The organism is Streptomyces sp. NPDC037013 (genome assembly GCF_055607265.1).
Map to the genome: position 1 here is coordinate 1 of NZ_JBVJRV010000011.1, position 17,382 is coordinate 17,382.

Consider the following 17,382-nt stretch of genomic DNA (forward strand, 5'->3'; position numbering starts at 1 on the left):
CCATCACGCCACCGATGCAGAAGAACGCGAACGACGTGACCAGATACAGCGTGCCGATCGTCTTGTGGTCAGTGGTGGTCAGCCACTTGATGACGGCATGTCCGGGGCGACGGGGCCGGGGCACCGAACGCGCGGGCACGGAAGGGGAGTCGGAGGCGCGCGCGGGCGGCGGCGCCACGGTGTTGCTGTCCATGCCCCGCCTGTGTCCGGCAGCCCCTGATCCGTGACAGGTGCGCGGAGCGACATGGATCACACCCCGCCGGTGTGACGATCGCGGCGGTGCCGGACACTTCGTAACCGTGAGCGACGACGAAACCTTCGCCGCTGCCTATCGCGAGCACTACTGGGCGGTCAGCCGCTACGTGGCACGGCGGCTCGGCGGCCCGACGAACGACACCGAGGAGGTGGTGGCCGACGTGTTCGCCGTCGCCTGGCGGCGCCGGGCCGACCTGCCGCCGTCCCCGCTGCCCTGGTTGTACGGGATAGCGCGGCGCTGTCTGGCCAACGCCGTCCGCGGCTACGGGCGCCGCCGACGCCTCGTCGAACGGCTCGGCAACGACGAGACCCGCCACCGCAGGAACGTCGTGGCCGGCCCGGAAGCGGAACGCCCGGGGGACTGGGTGCACGAGGCCCTGAACCGGCTCTCCGCCTCCGATCAGGAGGTGCTGCGCCTGACGGCCTGGGAGGAACTGGACACCGAGGAGCTCGCGATCGCGCTCGGCTGCGGCTCCCGGGCGGCGGCGATGCGGCTGCACCGGGCCCGCCGCCGGCTGAGAGCCGAGATCGACCGCATGCGGCCCGCGCCGGCCGCACGGCCCGCCCCTGAAGCGACCCGCGCCACCGTTCCGGAGGACCACGGCCATGGCTCATGACGACGAACTCGCCCTCCTGCGCGGCGCTGACCCCGTGCCGGGCGACGATCCGCGATTCCGCGACGGGCCGCTGCCTGCGCACGCGCAGCGGCAGTTGAACGGGCTGCTGCGCGGCGCATATGGCGGGGACGAGGCGGTTGGCGTGCGGGGCATGCGCGGCTGGCGCGGCTGGGTTGGCTGGGTTGGCTGGGCCGGTAGGTCTGGCGCTCACGACCGTCGGCGGCCCCCGCGCCAAGTCCGCCGGCTGGTCTGGGGCATCGAGATGGTTTCACTCGCCGTGGCCGCCGCGCTGGCCCTCGTCCTGGCGGGGTCGAGCAGCGCGCCCGCGGCCGCCGCCCCTCGGCCCCTCACGCTCCGGGCGGGTACCAAGCCGCTGCCGCTGGACCGGCTCGCCGACCGCGTCGCCGACCGGGCAGCGGCGCGTACGTCGACGTCGGTTGGGGGCGTGCCGCAATTGCGCAGAGGCACGCACGTCCAGACTTGGAGCCTGGCCATGAAGTCGGACGCCGGAGCCACCCATGCCCCGATCACCCTGCCCGAGGAACGCGTCATCCGCTGGCGGGCGGGCGGTAGCCACACCGAACTGGTCGTGGCGACCGACCCCCGCCACCCCGGAAAACCGGTCATCACGGACGGCGACGACGGGCCGCGCACCGTCCACGACGGAAAGGTCCTCAGCAACCGCAGCTACCCCCCGAGTTGGGGCACGGCCCCGCCGCAGTCCCGTCCCCCGCACACGCCCGCAGCACTCCGCGCCTACCTGGCGGAACTGAACCACCCGGCCGACACCGCCCCGTTCAATGACACCGGCGAACTCCTGGACGCCGTCGCCACGTTCCTCCGCCACTGGACCCCGGGCATCCGCGAGAGCGCCGCTCTCACCCGCGTCTTGGCCGACGCCGGCGACGCCGGCGATGCCGGCGATCTGCGTCCGGTCGGGGCGGTCACCGACCGGCTCGGCCGCACCGGCCAGGCGTACGTCCACGAGGGAGGGGGCTTGCGCCGGATGCTGATCCTGGACCCGGCTGACGGCGCCGTGCTCGGCCTGGAGGACATGGTCACCAAGGGCGACCGCGCCTACGGTCTGAGGGCGGGTGACGTCATGTCGTACAGCGCTTGGGTGCGTTGACCTCGGCTTCTTGGGGCGTGGGGTCTTGAAGATCCGGGCACGTTGATCGTTAACATATGCCAGATGGGCGTAAACGAGCAGGAATCGGGCGATCGCGTCGAAGTCGCGGCACAGGTGCCTGAGGCGCGGGTCTCGGCCGAGGGGTTGTCTGAGGGGCAGGTGTCTGAGGGGTGGTTGTCTGAGGGGCGCTTGTCTGAGGAGTACTCGTCAGACAAGCGGTCGCCTGAGGGCCGGTTGTCTGAGGAGCGGTTGCCTGAGAAGCAGACGTCCGACAAGCAGACGTCCGACAAGCAGACGTCCGACAAGCAGACGTCAGAGGATCACTTGTCTGACAAGCAGTCGTCTGACAAGCGGTCATCCGAGAGACAACGGTCAGAAAGGCAACGGTCCGAGAAGCAACTGACCGAGACCCAGCCGACCGAGACCCAAGTGGCCGAAGCCAAGGCCCGCGCGGCGAGACTGCTCCTGGCGTTCCGGCACGGCAACCAAGTGGCGTACGACGCACTGGTCGCGGAGTTCGGTGCCGACGAGCGGACCGCGGATTTGATCTCGGCGCTGTGCTGGATCGCCAACGAGGGCGTCCGCAAGGCCTATCTGCCCGAGGCAGGCGACAGGGTGCTACGGCACATGGTGCGCCGGGCCGACTTCGGCAACCGGTTCGTCCTCACGGAGGAGGGTGCGGGGCCGGACGTGGCGGAGCTCCTGGAAGCCGTCGCGGCCGAGAACGTCACGGTCGTCCAGGAGGTCGTGCGCCGGACGCCGGACACCACGTTCCTGCTGGGGAAATTCGTGCTGGCCTTCGCGATGCTGCTGCCGGACGTTCCGCCTGCGGTGCTGCGCGAGGTGGTCGAGGAGCTGCGCGCGGAGTGACCCGGCGTCCCCACCTCACTCCGCCCACCCGCCAACTCGCCCGTCCTTCCGTCCACCCTGCCCCCCACACACACGCCCCCTCAGGCCCCCCGCGCCCCCGCCGCGCCCCCGCTCTCCTCCGGCGGTGCGAGCGGGACGCCGAGTGGGCGGGCTAGGCCGACGATGCCTTCGTCGAGACGTTGCAGGTGCCTCAGCACCCGGAACGCCACCGAACCGGTGCGCAGTACCTCGTGCCTGCCGCTGTCCAGCATCGAGGCGATGCTGGACCCGGACTCGATGGTGCCGTCGGGCTCCTCGTCGCGTACCTGTGCCGCGATCAGGTCGATGTTGTGCGTGATCCGCCGGCCCGCGAGCGCGAGGCGGGCGTCGGCCGCGACGCTCTTGCTCGAGGGCACCAACTCGGCCGTCGCCGCCAGTGAACGCGCGTGATAGGCGCACGTCTCCAGGAGCGCCACGATGTAGCGGGCGGTCTGCCGGCGCGCCCGCAGCGGTGCGATCGGATGCGTCAACGGCTTCGTCGACTTGCGCAGGTCGTCCAGGGCGGTGTCCAGGTCCCGCGCCAGGTCCACGAGGTCGAGGGCGGGGCCGCCGCTCAGCTGGGCCACCGCCGCCGACACGACGTCCCGCAGCTTGGCCAGGACGGTGCCGAGTTCCTCGTCGGTGCGGTGTGACGTGCGCACCGGGAGCACCACGACCGCCGCGATGATCCCGCAGGCCGCGCCGAGCGCCGTCTCCTCGATCCGCAGGACGAGGACGTCGAGGCTGTAGGTGTTGAGCAGGGTGTAGAGCAGGCCCAGCATCGCCGTGACGAAGAACGACATCAGGGCGTACGAGAGGGGGGCCGTGAAGAACATGCCGAAGACGCAGAGCACGACGAGGGCGAACGCGGCCCACGTGTGGTTCCCGACGGCGCCGGCCAGCGCCACCCCCGCCACCACGCCGAGCACGGTGCCGACGAGACGACGGTAGCCCTTCACCATGATCTCGCCGGTGGACGCGGTGTTGAGGAAGACCACCCAGCAGGTCAGGACCGCCCAGTACCACCGTTGGCTGGAGAGGAACTCGCCGCCGACGATGGCCAGCGCCGAACCCACCGCGACCTGCACGGCCGCCCGGGTCGTGGGCCGCCGCAGCCCGCTCGGCTCGTCCTCCTCGGCCTGCGCGGCCTCTCCGGAGATCGAGATCTCCTCCGCGTCGAACTCCTCGCGGGACCGAGCCACTTCCGGGCTGTCGTACTCCTCGTCCCGCGCCCCGTCGACCGCGAGCCGCAGGCCGAGCACGGCGCGCGTCGCCTCGCCGATCGCGCGGAAGCAGTCCTGGATCGCGGGCGAGCCCTGGGGGAGTCCCTGCTCCTCGCGGTAGCCGAGCAGCCGGTTGCGTACGTACGGGAGCGCGGTGCCTCGGTCGTCGGGGACCAGGCGTACCACCAGCAGGTGCAGGGCCCGCAGGTCCCGTCGCAGGGCGGTGCCCGCGTCCTGGCCGATGCGGTTGCGCCGGGGCATGGAGACGGGGGCGCTCGGCAGGTGGAGGGTGAGGGTCTCCACGCGTTCCGCGCTGCGGGCGTTGAGGAGGAGGACGCCCAGGCGTTCGGCGGCGATCTCGGCGTCGGCGACGCGGCGTTGCAGGAGTGCCGCGGCGGCCGCGTCGCTGGTGCCTTCCTCCAGGCGGCCCTGGATCATCAGGGCGGCCTCGTGCAGCCGGGCGGTGCTGCGCCGCAGGTCGTCCAGGACCTTCTCGGGGCCGTCGGCGGACGCGGAGTCGGCGTCGAGGAGCTCGATCTGGTGGGCGATGAGCTGGGCGAGCCGCGCCCGGAACGCCTCGCGCAGCCGCGCCAGCGTGCGTTCCGGTGTCTCCGGCACGACGGCGAACCGGACGACCGCGCTGCACGCGAACGCGATGGTCAGCGTGAGATAGAGCCCGGGCAGCGCGGAGGGGGACGCGCTCACGAAGAGGGAGACGAAGTAGACCTGGAAGCCGATCAGGCCGAGTGTGGTGCCCCGGTCGCCGAACCGGCGGCAGTAGACGGCACTGAAGATCAACAGGATGAAGAAGGCGTCACCCGCCACCACGCGGTGGTTGAGCACCGCGCCCAGCGATATCGCCGCGAGCGCCACCGGCAGGCCGAGCGCCAGCGTGATCGCCTGCCCCCGTACCTCCTTCTCCTGGATGGCGAACGTGGCGACCATCGCCGTCATCGCGCCCGCCACCAGGTGGGTCACCGGCGTGCCGAGCGGGGCGAGCACGGCGAGCGCGAGCAGGATCGCCCCGACCGTGCGCAGCCCCGCCATGAGCCGCAGGAGTCCCGGGTCGGATGCCGAAAAACGGTCCCAGACGCCCTTCGCTGTCCGTCGTGCCACTGCCATCGTGATGCCGTACTCCCCGTCGCTCTCTCGGTGCCTCCCGGCGTGCCCCAGCATCGCATGACGGCGTTTCGCGAGGTCAAGGCCGGTGGGGAGGGCAGGCGTCGGGGGCCGCCGCCCATCGAGTAGGGTTTCGCTCCCGTCACTTGAGGAGGCAGCGTGTCGCCGATGGACCGTACGTCACACGGGAGCCCGGCATGACGGCGCGCGTCACGGTCGGTGACACCGTCGAGGACTTCACGCTGCCGGACGAGACCGGCACCCCGCTCCAGCTCTCCGAACTGCTCGTGGACGGCCCGGTGGTGCTGTTCTTCTATCCTGCCGCCCTCACGCCCGGCTGCACGGCGGAGGCCTGCCACTTCCGGGATCTGGCCGCCGAGTTCGGTGCCGCGGGGGCGCGGCCGGTGGGGGTCAGCGGTGACGAGGTGGAGCGGCAGCGGGAGTTCACGGAGCGGCACACCCTCGGGTTCCCGCTGCTCTCGGACGCGGAGGGTGTCGTGCGCGGCCGGTTCGGCGTGACGCGCGGTTTCTCGCTGGCACCCACGAAGCGGGTCACGTTCGTCATCGGCAAGGACCGCGTCGTCGCCGAAGTGGTCCGCAGCGAACTCCGCATGAGCGCCCACGCGGACCGCGCTCTGGCGGCCGTGCGTCGTCTCGGAGGCAGTAGGGGTAGTGGGGGCAGCGGAGGTAGTTGGGGCTGAGGAGCCCGAGAGCTTTACGGGGCAGTGCTCAGGCGTGGGCGCTGCTCAGGCGCGGGCGCCGAGCCACTCCTCGTAGTGGGTGGGGGCCAGGCGCGCGTCCGGGCCCGCGATGAGGACATCCCCCTCGACGGCGGCGAACATGCCCGCCTGCTCGTCGGTGACGACGGGCCGGCCGTCCTTACGGGCCGCGAGCGTGATGCGGCCCAGTTCGTCCAGCGGGAACACGTCGGGGCCCGCGACATCGAGCGTGCCGTCCAGCGGCGTGCCGGTGGTGATGTCGGCGAGGGCCTCGACCACGTCCGCCGTCGCCATGGGCTGGACGCGGGTAGAGGGCAGCCGGACCGCGCTGTCGTCGGAGGTCCAGGACATGACCGCGTCCATGAACTCGAAGAACTGCGTGGCGCGCACGATCGAGTACGCGGTGGGCCCCTGTCGCAGCAGCTCTTCCTGGAGCGTCTTCGCGCGGTAGTAGTCCAACTGCGGCACCTGGTCGACGCCGACGATGGACAGGATGACCTGGTGGCGGACGCCGGCGCGGTCTCCCGCGGCCAGCAGGTGCCCCATAGTGGTGCGGAAGAACTCCGGGGAGGCTTCGTCGAACGTGGGGGAGTTCGTCACGTTGACGACGGTGTCCGCACCGTCGAGCGCCTGGTCGAGCCCCGCGCCGGTGAGGAGGTCGACGCCCGTCGACAGGGAGGCGGGGACCACCTCGTGACCGGCCGCGCGGAGCCGGGTGACGAGCTGCGAACCGATCAGTCCGGTGCCGCCGATGACCGTGATCTTCATGACCGAGCCCTTCTGTGTGCGGGACAAACTCGGATATCAGTTATCCGAGATAATACTCGGATATCCTGTGTCCGAGTCAAATGGGAGGGCGCATGAAACTGTCCGGCGGCGTCGAGTGGGCGCTGCACTGCTGCGTGGTGCTGACCGCGGCGACCGAACCGGTCCCCGCCGCGCGCCTGGCCCAGCTGCACGACGTCTCTCCCAGCTATCTGGCCAAACAGATGCAGGCGCTCTCCCGGGCCGGCCTGGTGAAGTCCGTCCAGGGCAAGACCGGCGGATACGTCCTGACGAGAGAGGCCACCGAGATCACGGTCCTGGACGTGGTCCAGGCGGTCGACGGGGCGAGTCCGGCGTTCACCTGTACCGAGATCCGCCGGCGAGGGCCGTTCGGGACGCCCCCCGAGGAGTGCACGAAGGCCTGCCCCATCGCCCGCGCGATGGGCGCCGCCGACGCGGCCTGGCGCGCCTCGCTCCGGGGCGTCTCCATCGCCGACCTGGTCGGATCGGTACGGCAGGACAGCGGGCCCGAAGCCCTGCCCCGCATCGGCGCCTGGCTCAACTCGTCGCCCCCCTCCGACGACTGAGGGAGCTGAGGCCGCTGAGGCGTATTTGAGGCGCACGAGGCGTTCGAGGTGGCCGAGACTCGCGGGGGCGGGGTGGCGCGCGCCGTCCCACGCACCGATACTTCGCCGGTCACAGCGGCCCGACGAGGTGGGGGAAACGATGCGGTCGAAGGCGAACCGACGGCGTGGCGGTGCTTGGCGCGGGCGTGGACACGGGCACGCGCGGGGGAGGGGCGTCGTATCGGCAGCCGCAGCCACGGCCGCACTGGCCGCCGTACTAGTCGGCACCGCGGGAATGCTCGCGCCCGCCCCCGCCCACGCGGCACCGGCCTGCGAGACCCGCGACTCCGCGCCGCCCACCCAGGTGGCCCGCATCCCCGACTGGGTCGAGTCGATCGCCGTCGACGAGCGGGGCCGGATGTTCGCCACCGCGTACTTCACGGGCCGCGTCTACCGCATCGACGCGCCGGGCCGCACGCCCGTGCCGCTCACCGGTGACGTGGGCGCCAACGGCGGGATCGTCGTCCGTCCGGACGGCCGGCTCCTGGTCGGTACCGGCAACGACCTCGCCCACTCGCTCACCGGCGACTTCCTGCCGACGTCGAAGCTGCTGCTCGTGGACCCGGATACCGGCGAGGTCTCCACCTACGCATCGGGGCTCGGCGGCATCGACGGCGTCGCCCTGGCCCCCGACGGGACCGTGTACACCACGACCCTGGGCGGCCGGACCATCGGCCGCGTCACGCCGGACGGGCGGGTCGACCACGCCTGGGCCCGGGTGCCGCAGCCCAACGGCATCGCCGTGTCGCCCGACGGCACCTACGTCTACGTCATCCAGACCACGGTCGCGCCGGGCCTGTACCGGATCCCGGCCGACGTCCCGGCGCGCCCGGAGCGCTGGATCTCCCCGCCCCCGTCCGACACGCTCGGCCTCCCCGACGGCATCACGCTCGACAGCCGCGGCCGCCCGCTGATCGCCACCCACGCGGCCGGACAGATCTGGCGGGCGGAGGAAGGACGTCTGTGCGCCGTCGAGTCGGGCCTGCACCTCTCCACGCAGATCACTTATGGGCGCGGCACCGAGGGCTTTTCGGCGGGCAGGCTCTACCGGGCCGGAGTCGACGGCCGGATCCAGGAAGTCCCGGCCGGAGCGGACCCGGCCGCCGTCGGCGGCGTCCACGGGGAAGCCGGCACCACATCCAGGTGACTCGGCACCACATCCAGGTGGCTCGGCACCACATCCAGCAGGTGAGCCGTGTCTCACCTGCCCGGCGCGGCTTGTCTATGCAACGAGTTGCATAGAAGGATTCGGGTATGGCGCTCGAGCACGCGATCCTCGTCTCCCTGCTGGAGAAGCCCGGGTCCGGTTATGAACTGGCCCGGCGTTTCGACCGGTCCATCGGCTACTTCTGGGCCGCCACGCACCAGCAGATCTACCGCGTGCTCAAGCGCATGGAGGGCGACGGCTGGATCGGCGCCCGCGACGTGGCACAGCAGGACCGGCCGGACAAGAAGGAGCACTCCGTGACCGCCCTCGGGCGGGAGGTGCTCTCCCGGTGGCTGCAGGAACCCATCGAACCCGAGAGCGTCCGGCACGAGCTCGCCGTGAAGATCCGCGGCGCGGCCTTCGACGACCCGGCCTCCCTCATCCGCGAGGTGGAGCGGCACCGCCAGGCACACGCCGACCGGCTGGCGCACTATCTCGCGGGCGAGCGGCGGGACTTCACCGGGCCCGAGGCCGTGGTCCCCGCCGAGCCCGACGCCGGCCGGGAGCTCCAGCACGTCGTGCTGCGCGGCGGCATCGCGTACGAACGCATGACGCTCGCCTGGCTCGACGACGTGATCGCCACCCTGCGCCGGCTCGGCCCAGAAGGCTGACCCGGCTCCCCGGCGCGCACCGCCACATCTCCTACGATCTTCGCCCTCCTTCACCTGCCCGCACCCTCATCCCACCGTCCTTCCCACCTTCCTCACCCCCCTCACCGACCTCCCGAGCCGGAAAGGCGACCGACCATGGCCGACCCGCTGCTGTTCAACCCGCACACGTACGACCCGACCCACTTCGACCCGGAGACCCGCAGGCTGCTGCGTGCGACCGTCGACTGGTTCGAGGCGCGCGGCAAGCGCCGGCTGATCGAGGACTACCGTTCCCGCGCCTGGCTCGCGGACTTCCTCGCCTTCTCCGCCGAGGAGGGGCTCTTCGCGACGTTCCTCACGCCCTCTTCCGCCGCCGGTGAGGAGGAGCGGGACAAGCGCTGGGACACCGCCCGGATCGCCGCGCTCAACGAGATCTTCGGCTTCTACGGGCTCGACTACTGGTACGCGTGGCAGGTCACCATCCTCGGGCTCGGCCCCGTCTGGCAGAGCGACAACGCCGCGGCCCGCGCCCGCGCCGCCGAACTCCTTTCCCAGGGCGAGGTGTTCGCCTTCGGCCTCTCCGAGAAGACCCACGGCGCGGACATCTACTCCACCGACATGCTCCTTGAGCCGGACGGCAACGGGGGGTTCCGGGCGACCGGCTCCAAGTACTACATCGGCAACGGCAATGCCGCCGGGCTCGTCTCCGTCTTCGGCCGCCGCACCGACGTCGAAGGCCCCGACGGCTACGTCTTCTTCGCCGCCGACAGCCGCCACGAGGCGTACCACCTGGTCAAGAACGTCGTGGACTCGTCGAAGTACGTCAGTGAATTCCGTCTGGACAACTACCCGGTCGGCCCCGACGACGTCCTGCACACCGGCCGCGCCGCCTTCGACGCCGCGCTCAACACCGTCAACGTCGGCAAGTTCAACCTCTGCACCGCCTCCATCGGCATCTGCGAGCACGCGATGTACGAGGCCGTCACCCACGCCACCGGCCGTATCCTCTACGGCCGCCCCGTCACCGCCTTCCCGCACGTGCGCCGCGAACTCACCGACGCCTACGTGCGCCTCGTCGGGATGAAGCTGTTCAGCGACCGCGCCGTCGACTACTTCCGCTCCGCCGGACCCGACGACCGCCGTTACCTCCTCTTCAACCCGATGACGAAGATGAAGGTGACCACGGAGGGCGAGAAGGTCATCGACCTGATGTGGGACGTCATCGCCGCCAAGGGCTTCGAGAAGGACAACTACTTCGCGCAGGCGGCCGTCGAGATCCGCGGCCTGCCGAAGCTGGAGGGGACGGTCCACGTCAACCTCGCGCTGATCCTGAAGTTCATGGGCAACCACCTGCTGAAGCCCGCCGATTACGAGAACGTGCCGACCCGCCTGGACGCGGCCGACGACACCTTCCTGTTCGAGCAGGGCCCGGCCCGTGGCCTGGGCGCCATCCGCTTCCACGACTGGCGCACCGCCTTCGACGCCTACGCCGAGCTGCCCAACGTCGGCCGCTTCCGCGAACAGGCGGACGCGCTCTGCGAGTTCGTCACCACCGCCGCGCCCGACGAGAAGCAGAGCCGCGACCTGGACCTGCTCCTCGCCGTCGGCCAGCTGTTCGCGCTGGTCGTGCACGGCCAGCTGATCCTGGAGCAGGCGCGGCTCACCGGCCTTGACGAGGACGTCCTCGACGAGCTCTTCGCCGTCCTCGTGCGCGACTTCTCCGCGCACGCCGTCGAGCTGCACGGCAAGGACTCCGCCACGCCGGAGCAGCAGAGCTGGGCGCTGGGCGCGGTCCGCCGGCCGGTCGTGGACGAGGCCCGTTCGGGGCGTGTCTGGGAGCGTGTCGAGGCGCTCGCGGGGACGTACGAGATGGCGCCGTGACCGGCGCCACTCCCGGGTTCCTCAGAGGAAGTCGACGTTCTGGGCGAGGGAGAGCCGGCCTGAGTAGTTGACCGTGTTGGTGGCCGGGCGCATGTAGGCGCGCCACGCGTCGGAGCCCGACTCCCGGCCGCCACCGGTCTCCTTCTCGCCGCCGAACGCGCCACCGATCTCCGCGCCCGACGTACCGATGTTCACGTTGGCGATGCCGCAGTCTGAGCCCTCCGCCGACAGGAAGCGCTCGGCCTCCTGCTGGTCGCGGGTGAAGATGCTCGAAGAGAGGCCCTGGGGAACGTCGTTGTGCAGGGCGATCGCCTCGTCGAACGTGTCGTACGTCATGACGTACAGCAGGGGCGCGAACGTCTCCTCGCGGACGGTGTCGGTCTGCCGGCCCACGCGTACCACGGCCGGCTCGACGTACGCGGCGTTCGGCGCCGCGGCGACCGTGCGCCGGGTGCCGCCCGCGAGGAGCTCGCCGCCCTCGCCGCGCACCCGGTCGAGCGCGGTGCGCAGGCCCGCGAGCGCCTGCATGGAGATGAGCGGACCGACCAAGGTGGCGGGGTCGAACGGGTCGCCGATGGGCAGCTTCTGATAGGCGGCGGTCAGCCGTCCGACGAGCGTCTCCGCGATGTCCCGGTGCACGATGAGGCGCCGCAGCGTCGTACAGCGCTGCCCCGCCGTGCCCACCGCGGCGAACACGACGGCCCGCACCGTCAGCTCCAGGTCGGCGGAGGGCGCGACGACCGCCGCGTTGTTGCCGCCGAGTTCGAGCAGGCAGCGGCCGAAGCGGGCGGCGACGCGCGGACCGACCTCGCGCCCCATCCGGGTCGACCCGGTGGCACTGACCAGCGCCACCCGGGGGTCGTCCACGAGCCGTTCCCCGACGGCGCGGTCGCCGAGCAGCAGCCGGTGCACGTCACGGGGCGCCCCGACGTCGTCGGCTGCCCCGGCCAGCAGCCGGTCACAGGCCAGGGAGACGAGCGGGGTGAGCTCCGAGGGCTTCCACACCACGGTGTCGCCGCAGACCAGCGCGACCGCGGTGTTCCACGACCACACGGCGGCCGGGAAGTTGAACGCGGAGATGACCCCGACGACCCCGAGGGGATGCCACGTCTCCGCCAGACGGTGGCCCGGGCGCTCCGAGGCGATGGTGCGGCCGTAGAGCTGCCGGGACAGGCCGACGGCGAAGTCGCAGATGTCGATCATCTCCTGGACCTCGCCGAGCGCCTCGGAGCGGATCTTGCCCGCCTCGACGGTGATCAGATCGGCCAGGTCCTCGTGGTGGCGGCGGAGCAACTCGCCCAGACGCCGCACCAGTTCACCCCTGCGTGGCGCCGGTGTGCTGCGCCAGGTCAGGAACGCCGCGCGGGCCGCGGTCAGTGCCTCATCGGCCGCCGCCGCGTCCGTCGCGGCCAGGCCGAAGAGGTCCTCGCCGGTGATGGGCGTGCCGGCCCGCAGCGCGTCACCCTCGGGGACGGTGACGCCCATGCGGCCGAGTGCGGCGCGGGCGCGGGCGCGCAGCTCGTCGGTGGTGGGCAGGACGATGGTCATGGGGCTCCCTGGGGCCGTAGTGCGCTGGGGATCCGGGCGAGGGACAGGTCCCGTTGCCGCTCGTACAGGGCGAACGGGTCGAGGACGTCGCGGCCCATGGCCGCGGAGAGCCGGTCGGCGTCGTACGCACTGCCTTCCAGGCCGCTGTTCCTGGACCCTGCCTCGGTGAGGTTCGACCGGAAGATGCCCGCGGCCGACCGGGGCAGGAAGTCCTCGTACACGATCGGTTCGGCCCGCAGCCAGCCCTCCTCCAGGAGGCCGCGGAGGTCCGGCGGCGGGCGCCGGCCGTCCGCGGGCCGGTCGGGTACGGCGTGGTAGGTGAAGAACCCGAGTCCCTGCGCGGCCAGTTCGTGTTCGGTCGCGGGCAGGTGCTCGGTCCACACGGCACGGGCGACGTCCTCGCGCGCGGCCGCCGGCCGGTGCGCCGCCCGCTCGTCGACGAGGGTGAGCAGGCGGTCGTAGAGAGCGCGGCCCTCGCGGGTCAGGGCGATGCCGCGGGCCTCCACCTCGCCGAACCGCACCCGCAGCGCCCCCTGGGTCACGCTGCCGTCCGCGGCACGCAGGCTCCTCGGCTCGGCGAGCGCCCGGAAGGAGGTCTGGCGGAGCAGGACGTCGGGCCCCGGCCAGCGCGGCGGCCCCTGAATGGTGTCGATCATCTCGATGCCGCGCCCGGTCATGCGCCGGTACAGCTCGTCGATGTCCAGCACGCGCGGGGTGAGGTGGTTGATGTGGGTGCTGCGCACGCCGCCGATGTCGGCGGCGACGGCGGAGACCCGCTCCAGAGCCGCGTACCAGTCCCGGTCGATGGGCTCGGCCGACAACTCGAAGGCCTGCACGGCGAGTTCCAGGAAGCGTCCGGCGTCCGGTTCGGGCAGGCCGTGCTCCGCCTCGGCACGGTCGGCCAGGGACAGGAGCTCGGGCCCGAACAACTCGCGGTCGGTGAGGAAGGCGGTGAGGCGCGAGCGCAGGTCCGCGTCGAAGAAGCGGGCGTCGGAGACGGTCAGCATAGAGGTGAAGACCCGGAAGGGGTTACGGGCCAGCTCGTCCTCGGCGACCGGCCGGAAGGCGGTCGACACGACGGGGAGCGCGCCGACGGGGGTGTAGCGCAGGTCGTAGAAGCCCACCGGGCGCATGCCGAGGGCGCCGAACACCCGGGCGACCTGCTCCAGTTCCCGTGGGGTGCCGACCCGGATGGCGCCGTGCCGTTCGGCGGTGACGCGGCCGATGGCCCCCAGGCGCTCGGCATCGGCGCCGTGCGCCCGCAGGACGTCCTCGTTGACCTCGCGGGAGACGTCCACCAGCGTCGTGTACGCGGGGACCTCGCGCCCGTACATCCGCGAGAGCCGCTCGGCGAACGCGGCGCGCAGCTGCCACTGCCCGATCATCGCCAGTGCTCCTTTCCATGAGAGGGGTGCCGTGCGGCGGGGACGCGCGCGGAGAACTCACACCACGTGGGCCTCCGGACGGCTGCGCGCCCCCGCCTCGAAGCGCTCCGCGCCCAGGGGTGCGACGTCGACGAACGGGCGCCGCCCCAGGTACAGATCGCGGACGATCTCGCCCACCGCGGGTGCCTGGAGGAAGCCGTGCCCGGAGAACCCGGTCGCGTAAAGGAAGTTGACCGGTGTCGCCGCGCGTCCGATGAGCGCGTTGTGGTCCGGCGTGACCTCGTAGAGGCCCGCCCAGCCGTCGCACGTTTTCAACTCCGCGAGGGTGGGGGCGCGTTGCCGGGCCACCTCGCGGAACAGCTCCAGCCACCCGGGTGTCCACGTGGTGTCGAAGCCCTCGGCCTGACCGGGGTCGGCGAGGCCGAGGAGCAGCCCGTCGTCGCTGTTGTGGAAGTACGCCGAGGACGAGAAGTCGATCGTGAAGGGGATGCGCGGCGCGGGAGGCGTCAGCGGCACGGTGAACGCTAGCTGGCGGCGCACCGGCCGTACCGGCAGGCGGACACCGGCCATGGCCCCGATCCGCGCGGACCAGGCCCCGGCGGCGCAGATGACCGTGGAGCAGCTCACCGGACCGCGGTCGGTGTGGACCACGGTGACGCGGTCCCCGGTCGTCTCCATGTCGGTGACTTCGGTGTGCGCGGCGAACACGGCACCGCCGCGCTCCGCCGCGCGCGCGTATCCGCGTACGACCGACGGGGGCCGGGCGTGGCCGTCGTCGGGGGAGTGGACCGCGGCCACCAGGCCTTCGGTGGTGAGATAGGGGCAGAGGGCGCGGGCCTCGTGGGGGCTGATCATGCGGCTGGGCACGCCGAGCCCGTTCTGGGTCCGCACGCTCTCCTCGAACTCCGCCACCTGCGCCGAACCGGTCAGCAGGAAGAGATAGCCGACCGCGTCGAACCCGATGTCCGCGCCCGGCCGGCGGGCGAAGTTCCGGAACGCCCGCAGACTGCGCTGCCCCAGCCGGATGTTGAGCGGATCGGAGAACTGCGCCCGCACCCCGCCGATCGGTTTGCCGGAGCTGCCGCCGCCCGGCTCGCCCCGCTCGACGACGACGATGTCGCGGACGCCCGCCTCGGCGAGGTGGAACGCGATGCTCGCCCCTATCACCCCGCCGCCGACGATCACGACCTCGGCGGCGGAGGGGACGGCGCGGTGGGCACAGGCCAAGGGGCCGCTCCCTTCCGGGCGTCGGCCCGGGCTGTCGTGGCGTGACGGGGAACGCTGAACAGCTCTCTGCCCGCCATGGTGCAGCACGCCGCCGCCGCGCGTCCATGACGCCCCCCGCACCTGCCCCGGAGGTGACCGGATCAGGCGGCCAGCCCGCGTCGCAGGGCGGCACCGAGCGCGGCGATCTGCCGCTGGGACACCTCGGCGGAGAGGATTGCCTGTGAGCCGTGGAACGTGCCGGGCCACTGGTGCAGTTCGACGGAGACACCGGCTTGGAGCAGACGCAGGGCGTAGGCGATGTCCTCGTCCCGGTTGGGGTCGAACTCGGCGGTGGCGACGTAGGCGGGTGGCAGGCCGGAGAGATCGGTGGCGCGTGCCGGGGCGGCGTACTGTGTGGCGGGCCCGGCGCCGAGGTAGTGCTGCCACGACTCGCCCACGATGGCCCGCGTCGACCAGGGGGTATCGGTGAAGTTCCGCTGCGACCAGGTCTCTTGGCGGTCGTCGAGTGCGGCCTCGTTGAGCAGCTGGAAGTGGATCGGCGGGCCCTGGTGGTCGCGCGCCCACAAAGCGAGTCCGGCGGCGAGATTCCCGCCCGCGCTGTGACCGCCGACCGCGATCCGCACCGGGTCCAGACCGAGTTCCTCCGCATGCTCGAAGGCCCAGGTCAGCACGGAGTACGCGTCCTGCAGCGCGGCCGGGTACCGGTGTTCGGGCGAGAGCCGGTACCCCACGGAGATCACCACGGCTCCGGAGGCGGCCGCGAGGCGGCCGGCCCACGGGTGCTCGGTGTCCAGGTCCCCGGTGACGTGCCCGCCGCCGTGCATCCACACGATGGCTCCCCGGGCCTCGTGCGGCCGGTAGATCCGCACCGGCACGTCGTGCTCGGCGGGGACCGTGCGGTCCTCGATCTCCAGGCCCGACGGGTCCGCCGCCGGTTTCGATGCGGCATGCTCGGCGTACATCCTGCGGGCGGCCGACGGGTCACGGAGGTCCTGCCGGGGCAGCAGCGGGACGAACGCCTCGAGTTCGGGATCCATGACGGCCATCCTCCCGGAACCGGCCCGCCCAAGGGAGCGCCGACTGTCGCGCATCGCCGCCGGATCACGCGCCGTTCGGCGCACGGCCAGCCCCTATCCTTGCGCCATGGAGGCTCTCGCCCAACGGCTGTCGCACCTGGATTCCCACGTCCAGGGCGCGATACGCGTCGTCGCGTTCTACGACACCCTGATGCGCCGCCGGGTGGACATCCCCGCGCTCGCCCGGTCCTCGGCGGGCCTCGCCGAATGCGTGGCAGGCATACGCCTGTCGGGCACCGGACGGTCCATCCGCCTCACGCCCGAGGGGACGGACGCCCCCGGCCCGCCGGGACCCGCCTCCACCACGGCGCCGGTCACCCTCGACGACGAGGAGATCGGCTCGGTGTGGCTGGAACGGGCCGACGGCCCCGGGCCGCTCGACGACGTGCTCCTTGACCGGTTCGCCATCGCCGCGGCGGCGGCCGTCGAGCGGTACGGCCCGGCCCGTACCACCATGGCCGACCCCGCCCTGGTCGAACTCGCCATCAGCGCCGACAGCGAAGAGGCGGCCAGGGCACGCGCGTTGCGGCTTCTCGGCTTCGCCGCCGACGTGCCGGTCCGCGTCGTCGCCGTACGAGGGCGGCTCCCGCTCGACCGGGTCGGCGCACTGATCTGCCCGACCCGCCCGGTGAAGGCCGCCCCCCTCGCCGACGTGGGCGTCATCCTGGCCACCACCGTCGACCCGGCCCGGTTCCCGGCGGGCGTGCGCGCGGGCATCGGCTCCTGCGGGGCCCCCGACCTCTCCTGGCGGGAGGCCCGCACCGCCCTGCGCTTCACCACACCGGGCCGGCCGGTCGTCCCCCATGCCGAACTGGGCGCGCTGGCGCTGCTCGCACAGGTCCCCCAGGAGGTCGTGCGCGACAACCCCGACGTGGCGTCGATCGCCCGCGTGGCCGCCACCCCAGAGGAGCTGGCGACCCTGGACGCCTACTGCGCCACCGGCTCGCTGCGCCGGGCCGCGGACTGTCTCCACCTGCACCACAGCAGCGTCGCCCGCCGGCTGGAACAGCTGGGCAGGAACCTCGGCTTCGACCTCACCGAGCCCGGCGGCCTGATCCGGGCCAGGCTCGCCCTGACCGCGTGGCGGCTGCTGGACGACTGACGCGCCGAAGCGCCGGACCCGGACG

Annotated in this window: 15 protein-coding genes and 1 pseudogene; 9 read left to right on the top strand and 7 right to left on the bottom strand. The window is 72.2% G+C overall.

From position 1 onward, the window contains the following. Window positions 1-193, bottom strand: a pseudogene (locus ACZ7DY_RS34255) (aa3-type cytochrome oxidase subunit I); the annotation flags it as partial. Window positions 194-299: 106 nt separating this feature from the next. On the opposite strand from ACZ7DY_RS34255, the gene ACZ7DY_RS34260 reads away from it, so the two are divergent. The 3 genes from ACZ7DY_RS34260 (at window position 300) to ACZ7DY_RS34270 (ending at window position 2,871) form a co-directional block, all read left to right on the top strand. Further along, window positions 300-872 carry an RNA polymerase sigma factor gene (locus ACZ7DY_RS34260; RefSeq protein WP_471142567.1) on the top strand — a complete coding sequence of 191 codons (573 nt, stop codon included), beginning with the start codon at window positions 300-302 and terminating at the stop codon, window positions 870-872. After that, window positions 862-2,001, top strand: coding sequence for a CU044_5270 family protein (locus ACZ7DY_RS34265; RefSeq protein WP_471142570.1), 1,140 nt, complete (start codon window positions 862-864; stop codon window positions 1,999-2,001). Before ACZ7DY_RS34260 ends, ACZ7DY_RS34265 begins: the two co-directional genes overlap by 11 nt. A 63-nt stretch (window positions 2,002-2,064) precedes the next feature. Next, complete coding sequence (locus ACZ7DY_RS34270; protein ID WP_471142573.1) at window positions 2,065-2,871, top strand: hypothetical protein; 807 nt, start codon at window positions 2,065-2,067, stop codon at window positions 2,869-2,871. An 80-nt stretch (window positions 2,872-2,951) separates the two neighbouring features. On the opposite strand, the gene ACZ7DY_RS34275 is transcribed toward ACZ7DY_RS34270, so the two are convergent. Beyond that, window positions 2,952-5,234 carry an FUSC family protein gene (locus ACZ7DY_RS34275; RefSeq protein WP_471142576.1) on the bottom strand — a complete coding sequence of 761 codons (2,283 nt, stop codon included), beginning with the start codon at window positions 5,232-5,234 and terminating at the stop codon, window positions 2,952-2,954. 194 nt (window positions 5,235-5,428) lie between these two features. On the opposite strand from ACZ7DY_RS34275, the gene ACZ7DY_RS34280 reads away from it, so the two are divergent. Then, window positions 5,429-5,932: a peroxiredoxin gene (locus tag ACZ7DY_RS34280; RefSeq protein ID WP_471142579.1), complete on the top strand. Its 504-nt coding sequence runs from the start codon at window positions 5,429-5,431 to the stop codon at window positions 5,930-5,932. Between the two features lie 45 nt (window positions 5,933-5,977). On the opposite strand, the gene ACZ7DY_RS34285 is transcribed toward ACZ7DY_RS34280, so the two are convergent. After that, window positions 5,978-6,718, bottom strand: a complete 741-nt coding sequence (locus ACZ7DY_RS34285) for an SDR family oxidoreductase (RefSeq protein ID WP_471142582.1) — start codon at window positions 6,716-6,718, stop codon at window positions 5,978-5,980. Between the two features lie 92 nt (window positions 6,719-6,810). On the opposite strand from ACZ7DY_RS34285, the gene ACZ7DY_RS34290 reads away from it, so the two are divergent. The 4 genes from ACZ7DY_RS34290 to ACZ7DY_RS34305 all read left to right on the top strand — a co-directional run bounded on the left by ACZ7DY_RS34290 (window position 6,811) and on the right by ACZ7DY_RS34305 (window position 11,019). Beyond that, complete coding sequence (locus ACZ7DY_RS34290; protein ID WP_471142585.1) at window positions 6,811-7,302, top strand: RrF2 family transcriptional regulator; 492 nt, start codon at window positions 6,811-6,813, stop codon at window positions 7,300-7,302. A 274-nt stretch (window positions 7,303-7,576) separates the two neighbouring features. Further along, complete coding sequence (locus ACZ7DY_RS34295) at window positions 7,577-8,488, top strand: SMP-30/gluconolactonase/LRE family protein (RefSeq protein WP_471142588.1); 912 nt, start codon at window positions 7,577-7,579, stop codon at window positions 8,486-8,488. 107 nt (window positions 8,489-8,595) lie between these two features. Then, entirely contained in the window at window positions 8,596-9,159 is a 564-nt protein-coding gene (locus ACZ7DY_RS34300; RefSeq protein ID WP_471142589.1) for a PadR family transcriptional regulator, read from the top strand. Between the two features lie 135 nt (window positions 9,160-9,294). Beyond that, window positions 9,295-11,019, top strand: coding sequence for an acyl-CoA dehydrogenase family protein (locus ACZ7DY_RS34305; protein ID WP_471142591.1), 1,725 nt, complete (start codon window positions 9,295-9,297; stop codon window positions 11,017-11,019). Window positions 11,020-11,040: 21 nt separating this feature from the next. Here the strand turns inward: ACZ7DY_RS34305 and amaB are convergent, their stop codons facing one another. From amaB to ACZ7DY_RS34325, 4 genes are all read right to left on the bottom strand, one after another. Next, window positions 11,041-12,567 carry an L-piperidine-6-carboxylate dehydrogenase gene (gene amaB, locus ACZ7DY_RS34310; RefSeq protein WP_471142594.1) on the bottom strand — a complete coding sequence of 509 codons (1,527 nt, stop codon included), beginning with the start codon at window positions 12,565-12,567 and terminating at the stop codon, window positions 11,041-11,043. Continuing rightward, window positions 12,564-13,952, bottom strand: a complete 1,389-nt coding sequence (hglS, locus tag ACZ7DY_RS34315) for a 2-oxoadipate dioxygenase/decarboxylase (protein WP_471142597.1) — start codon at window positions 13,950-13,952, stop codon at window positions 12,564-12,566. The genes amaB and hglS overlap by 4 nt, the downstream gene beginning before the upstream one ends. A gap of 57 nt (window positions 13,953-14,009) precedes the next feature. Then, entirely contained in the window at window positions 14,010-15,179 is a 1,170-nt protein-coding gene (locus ACZ7DY_RS34320) for an NAD(P)/FAD-dependent oxidoreductase (RefSeq protein WP_471142598.1), read from the bottom strand. A gap of 140 nt (window positions 15,180-15,319) precedes the next feature. Next, window positions 15,320-16,216 carry an alpha/beta hydrolase gene (locus ACZ7DY_RS34325; protein ID WP_471142599.1) on the bottom strand — a complete coding sequence of 299 codons (897 nt, stop codon included), beginning with the start codon at window positions 16,214-16,216 and terminating at the stop codon, window positions 15,320-15,322. A gap of 106 nt (window positions 16,217-16,322) precedes the next feature. On the opposite strand from ACZ7DY_RS34325, the gene ACZ7DY_RS34330 reads away from it, so the two are divergent. Beyond that, a complete protein-coding gene (locus ACZ7DY_RS34330) occupies window positions 16,323-17,357 on the top strand; it encodes a helix-turn-helix domain-containing protein (protein WP_471142601.1) in 1,035 nt (344 codons plus the stop codon). The last annotated feature ends 25 nt before the right edge of the window (window positions 17,358-17,382 follow it).